The organism is Faecalicoccus sp., from assembly GCF_036552745.1.
Lineage (GTDB): Bacteria > Bacillota_I > Bacilli_A > Erysipelotrichales > Erysipelotrichaceae > Faecalicoccus.
Window position 1 is genome coordinate 1 of sequence record NZ_JAXKBY010000010.1, and the last position, 6,109, is coordinate 6,109.

Below are 6,109 nucleotides of genomic sequence, written 5' to 3' on the forward strand. Positions count from 1 at the left end.
GATCTCTTAACTCTAAAGCGCGATTATATGCATCATCATAAACGCCTTTGACTAACTCTACCTTGGCACCATAGCCCTTGGTTGCTTCCACTTTGGAAATCGAAGCTCCATCCGGCAGACAAATAATCGAAGGAATACCATTTTGTGTAGCCGCAAACGCTACCCCCTGTGCATGATTACCGGCGGAACAAGCAATCACACCTTTTTTCTTTTCTTCTTGTGAAAGCTGTGAAATCTTATAATAAGCACCACGAAGCTTAAATGATCCGGTATTTTGAAGATTTTCAGTTTTTAAATATACGTTGGCTTCCGGATTGATTTTCGGAGCGTGTAAAACGTCCGTTTTTCGGGCTACACCCTTGAGCACATAACTGGCATGATAAATTTTATCAAGACTTAGCATGTGACATCCTCCTTTCCTTCTAAAGCCGACAATTGTTCCACCAACTGTCTGGCCGCTCTGGCCGATCGTCCGGCTTTTCGCAAGGCAAACTGCTCTGCCTTTAGAGCCAAGACTTCGCGATCCATCGTAAGACCATATTGATCTGCCAAGCCATAGACGATATCCAAATAAAGATCCTTCTTTGGCTTTTCATAATACACTTTCATCCCAAAGCGTTCTGAAAGAGAAATCGTTTCCTGCATCGTATCATTGCGATGGATCTCATCGCCCTGCCGGGACTGGAACGTTTCTCGAACGATATGGCGACGATTGCTTGTCGCATAGATCACTGTATTGTTGGAGCGTACCGATACACTTCCCTCCAACACGGCTTTTAAAGCGCTGAAATCATCATCATTTTCCTGAAATGACAAATCATCAATAAACAAAATAAATTTTAAAGGATTTAAAGCTAATACATCCAATAGCTTTGGCAACAGATGCAGTTCTTTTTTACCTAACTCGATCAAACGAAGTCCCTTAGAGGCATATTCATTGGCTATGGCTTTGACCGTAGCACTCTTTCCTGTACCGGCATCACCGTATAAAAGAACATTGCTGGCCATATTTCCCTGCAGTAAAATCTCCGTATTGGTGATAACCTGCTGACGTTGCAGATCATAGCCGATCAAATCCTTGAAAGTAATTGGATCTGGATAGGCAACCGGTTTTAAATAGAATCCCGGTTTTTCCTCCGTTTCTTCTAAGCGGAATGTCATAAAACGCGCATATTCGCCAAAACCAAACTGATCAATATGTTCTAAGCGCTCCAGATAAATGGTTTTTAAATCAGTAGGTTCTACGCTCCAGTTGGCCTTAAATCCCTTCATTTTGAAAGCTTCCGGTTCCATTTGTGACATTTCTTCCAGAATATCCAATTCAAAAGAAGCCGCTTCACGAATAGAGTACGGGATGCTTTTTTTGGAACATGCCATAGAAACCAGACAATTCTCTAAAGAAAGTACTTTTGAAACGAGATATCTTGTCCAGTTATCCGTATTTTGTTCATATAAAGAACTCACAAATGTCGCATAACTCTCCAAGTCTTCTTTTCGTAATAAACGATAGAAGTTTTGAATTACTTTATCCTTCTCCAGTTCTTTAAATACGGTAAAAGCCTGAACATCACTAATGATTTTTAAACTCATCGGTTGATTATAGCTCCTTTATCGGCACTGCTGACAAGCTTTGTATATCGTTTTAAATAACCTGTCACATTTTCTTTTTTCAGAATCTGCATTTCTTCTTTACGCTTTGCCAATTCCTCTTCGCTGACCTTTAAGGTAATCGTATGATTTGGAATATCGATAGCAATCAAATCACCATCTTTGACATAGGCAATCGTGCCCCCGGAAACAGCTTCCGGTGAAACATGACCAATGCTGGCACCTCGGGTTGCTCCGGAGAAGCGTCCATCTGTGATCAAGGCCACTTCTTTATCCAATCCCATACCGGCAATCGCACTGGTTGGGGACAACATTTCCCGCATGCCCGGTCCACCGGCTGGCCCTTCATAACGAATCACAACAACATCGCCGGCTTTAACTTCTTGTCCAAAGATTCCTTTGATGGCCTCTTCTTCACTGTTATAGACTTTGGCCGGTCCTTCATGCATCAACATTTCTTCAGCCACGGCACTGCGTTTGACAACACAGCCATCCGGTGCCAAGTTTCCATATAAGACCGCAATACCACCGGTCTGTGAATATGGCTTATCGATAGGTCGAATGACTTCTGAATTTTTGTTGATGTGACCAACCAGATTTTCCTTTAATGTCTTACCGGTACAAGTCATAACATCCGTATATAGCAAGCCTTTTTTATCCAGCTCATTTAAGACGGCATGGACCCCACCGGCAGCATCCAGTTCCTCAATATAAGTTGGACCGGCCGGTGCCAAATGACAAAGATTTGGTGTTTTGGCACTGATTTCATTGACCTTCTTTAAATCGATTTCAATGCCACATTCATTGGCGATAGCCGGCAGATGCAACATCGAATTGGTTGAGCATCCTAATGCCATATCCGCTGTTACTGCATTATGGAAAGCTTCTTTGGTCATGATATCTCTTGGACGAATATTTTGGCGATACAACTCCATCACCTGCATACCGGCATGTTTTGCCAGTTCAATACGCTTGGAGTAAACCGCTGGAATCGTACCATTACCGGCCAGTCCCATTCCTAAGACTTCGGTTAAACAGTTATGCGAATTGGCGGTGTACATACCGGAACAAGAACCGCAGGTCGGACACGTATTCAATTCATATTCTTTCAGCTTTTTGCCATCAATCTTTCCGGCCTGATAAGCTCCAACCGCTTCAAACATGCTGGATAAAGATGTTTTATGTCCATCGATTCGTCCGGCTAACATCGGTCCCCCGGAAACAAAGATCGTCGGTACGTTGATACGAGCAGCAGCCATCAAAAGACCAGGCACGTTTTTATCACAGTTAGGAATCATAACCAGGGCATCAAAGGCATGCGCCAAAGCCATCGCTTCCGTTGAGTCCGCAATCAGATCACGTGTTACCAGAGAATAACGCATACCGGCATGTCCCATGGCGATACCATCACAAACCGCAATGGCCGGGAAAACGATTGGTGTACCTCCGGCCATGGCCACTCCCATTTTTACTGCTTCAGTAATCTTATCCAGATTCATATGTCCGGGTACGATTTCGTTATATGAGCTGACAATTCCTACTAAGGGCTTCTCAATTTCTTCATTGGTCAATCCCAGAGCATGCAACAAAGAGCGCTGTGGGGCTTTATCAAAGCCCTCCTTCATAGCTTTACTTGACATCTCGTTTAATTCCTCCTATTAAAGCATTAGACAATCCAGAGGATTGTCTAATGAAAATACTAGTTATTGATCAGCTTGTCTTCATCGGACCAGCTGTATAAAGAACGTACTTCTTCTCCGACTTTTTCACAGTCATGATCGGCTGCTTTTTTACGCAGCGCATTGAAGTGTACGCGGTTTCCATATGGTGACATTTCCAGTAAGAAATCCTTGGCAAATGTTCCATCCTGAATATCGCTCAAGATCTTCTTCATCGCTTTCTTTGTATCTTCAGTAATGATCTTTGGCCCGGTAATGTAATCACCATATTCAGCTGTATTGGAAATAGAATAACGCATTCCCGCAAAACCAGACTGATAGATCAGATCAACGATCAGCTTCATTTCATGGATACATTCAAAGTAAGCATTCTTTGGATCGTAGCCGGCTTCACAAAGTGTTTCGTAACCAGCCTGCATCAAAGCACAGACACCACCGCAAAGCACTGCCTGTTCTCCAAATAAGTCTGTCTCAGTTTCAGTCTTAAATGTCGTTTCCAATACACCGGCACGACTTCCACCAATTCCGGCCGCATAGGCTAAACCAAGATCCCAGGCATCTCCTGTGGCATCCTGTTCTACCGCAATCAGACAAGGAACCCCTTTTTCTGCTTCATATTCACTACGTACAGTATGTCCCGGCCCTTTTGGTGCGATCATGATTACATTGACATCCTTAGGTGGAACGATACATCCAAAATGAATATTGAAGCCATGGGCAAATGCCAATGTCTTTCCAGCCGTTAAATTCGGGGCAATTTCACTTTCATAGACTTGTTTTTGTTTTTCATCCGGAATCAGGATCATGATGATATCACTGGCTTTTGTCGCATCCGCAACACTCATAACTTCCAATCCCTGTTTTTTCGCCTTTTCAATAGAACGGCTTCCTTCGTACAACCCGACTACTACATCCACACCGGAATCTTTCAGGTTTAGAGCATGCGCATGCCCCTGAGAACCATAACCGATAATGGCTACTTTCTTCCCATCCAGTTTCTGGATATCGCAATCCTGCTGATAATAAATTTTAGACATTGTAAACACTCCTTTTCTTTACTCTTTACATTTTTGACTGTCTTCAAATGTTTGCGTTTCTGAATTTAAATACTTACAACCTCTTTCCAAAGAGGTAATACCGGTTCGACACATCTCCAAAATGCCCAATGGTTTAACTACGGTGATAAACGCTTCGATCTTCGATGTGTTTCCGGTAATTTCTACACATAGTGTATTCGGAGAAAAATCAATGATCTTTCCTCTGAAAATATCCACGGCCGACAAAATATCACTTCTTGTCTCCTGCTTGTTTCTTAATTTGATCAACGCCAGTTCTCTTCGAACGCTGTCATCCTCTGGCATTAACTTTACTTCATGTACGTTATAAAGCTTTCTGGCCTGTTTCATGATCTGTTTACGTGTGGCATCATCACCCTGTGCACAGATCGTAACACGGGAAAAGCGAGGATCTTCGGTTCGTCCAACCGTCAACGAATCAATATTGAATCCACGACGGGTGAACATAGAACTGATACGTGTCAATACACCGGACTTGTTTTCAACAAGTAAGGCAATCACAAAACGATTTTCCATCAGTTCTCCTCCATTTCCGTAATGATATCATCAAATGATCCACCCGGTGGCAGCATTGGCAATACCATTTCATCTTTATCGATCAGACAATCTACCAAAACCGGTCCATTTGTATGCATGGCTTTTTCTATATTTTCATGAAGCTCATCCATATTGGTAATACGATACGATGGAATACCAAAGGCATCCGCCAATTTTTGATAATCCGGCATACCGGAAAGATTGGTCTCGGAATAATGTTTGTCAAAGAACAGATTCTGCCATTGACGTACCATACCTAATACACCATTGTTCATGATGATGATCACGACAGGTGCCTGTAGTTTCGACAACGTGGAAAGCTCATTCATATTCATACCAAAGCTTCCATCTCCGGTAAATAAAACTGTTTTCTTGCCCGTTGCCAAAGCAGAACCGATAGCAGCTCCCAAACCAAATCCCATGGTACCCAAACCACCGCTGGTAATAAATGTACGCGGTTTATTGAATTGGTAATACTGAGCGACCCACATCTGATGTTGTCCTACATCAGTCGCAATCGGCATATCCGGTGTCGTATATTTTTGAACTTCTGTAATCAGTGTATAAGGATTTAAGGTATCTAGAGAAACTGTCCTTTCAAACTGTTGAGCTTCTTCCTGTTTTAACGCTTCAATTTGCTTCTGCCATTCTACATTGGACTTTGTTTCCAACATCGGTAAAAGCTCCTGCAAAGCTTCTTTGACATCGCCGCCGATTCCTAAATCCACAATGATGTTTTTATCCACTTCCGCACGATCAATATCAATATGTACGATCTTTGTGCGGTTTCCATATTTATTGACATCACCGGTAGCACGATCCGAGAAACGAGCACCAATAACGATCAACAGGTCAGCTTTGCTCAAAGACTTGGAGCTGGCGTAATGTCCATGCATTCCGACCATTCCCAAAAAGCGAGGATTGTTGTGATATACAGAAGAAAGTCCCATCAAGGTGGAACCGATTGGTGCATCCATCACATTGGCAAGTTGCTCAATTTCCTGCGTTGCATCAGCTACCAAAGCACCGCCACCTACATAAATGAATGGTCTTTGGCTTTCCTTGATCATCTTGGCAAGTTTTTCCAGCTTATACGTTTTAGGTTTACGTTGCTCTTCTTTTTCTACAACCGGCATCTTCGTATATTCATATTCGGCAATCTGTACATCTTTTGGAATATCGATTAAAACCGGTCCCGGTCTTCCAGAC

6 protein-coding genes are annotated in these 6,109 nt (G+C 42.7%); all 6 read right to left on the reverse strand.

Going from position 1 to position 6,109, the window contains the following annotated elements:
• Positions 1-403: threonine ammonia-lyase (locus U0M88_RS00515; RefSeq protein WP_331868576.1), on the reverse strand; the 403-nt coding region annotated here is incomplete at its 3' end.
• Positions 397-1,590 (reverse strand): ATP-binding protein, encoded by a 1,194-nt coding sequence (locus U0M88_RS00520; protein WP_195221968.1) that lies wholly within the window; start codon positions 1,588-1,590, stop codon positions 397-399. The genes U0M88_RS00520 and U0M88_RS00515, both read right to left, overlap by 7 nt.
• Complete coding sequence (ilvD, locus tag U0M88_RS00525) at positions 1,587-3,248, reverse strand: dihydroxy-acid dehydratase (protein ID WP_331868577.1); 1,662 nt, start codon at positions 3,246-3,248, stop codon at positions 1,587-1,589. The genes U0M88_RS00520 and ilvD overlap by 4 nt, the downstream gene beginning before the upstream one ends.
• Positions 3,249-3,307: 59 nt before the next feature.
• On the reverse strand, positions 3,308-4,324 hold the full coding sequence (ilvC, locus tag U0M88_RS00530; protein ID WP_168966151.1) for a ketol-acid reductoisomerase: 1,017 nt from the start codon (positions 4,322-4,324) through the stop codon (positions 3,308-3,310).
• Between the two features lie 18 nt (positions 4,325-4,342).
• Positions 4,343-4,879: an acetolactate synthase small subunit gene (ilvN, locus tag U0M88_RS00535; protein ID WP_117445817.1), complete on the reverse strand. Its 537-nt coding sequence runs from the start codon at positions 4,877-4,879 to the stop codon at positions 4,343-4,345.
• Positions 4,879-6,109: thiamine pyrophosphate-binding protein (locus U0M88_RS00540; protein WP_331868578.1), on the reverse strand; the 1,231-nt coding region annotated here is incomplete at its 5' end. The genes U0M88_RS00540 and ilvN, both read right to left, overlap by 1 nt.

Excerpts from the sequence above, each read along its gene's own strand:
- U0M88_RS00520 (WP_195221968.1), bottom strand. The coding sequence starts at position 1,590 with ATGAGTTTAAAAATCATTAGTGATGTTCAGGCTTTTACCGTATTTAAA.
- ilvD (WP_331868577.1), bottom strand. The coding sequence starts at position 3,248 with ATGTCAAGTAAAGCTATGAAGGAGGGCTTTGATAAAGCCCCACAGCGC.
- ilvC (WP_168966151.1), bottom strand. The coding sequence starts at position 4,324 with ATGTCTAAAATTTATTATCAGCAGGATTGCGATATCCAGAAACTGGAT.
- ilvN (WP_117445817.1), bottom strand. The coding sequence starts at position 4,879 with ATGGAAAATCGTTTTGTGATTGCCTTACTTGTTGAAAACAAGTCCGGT.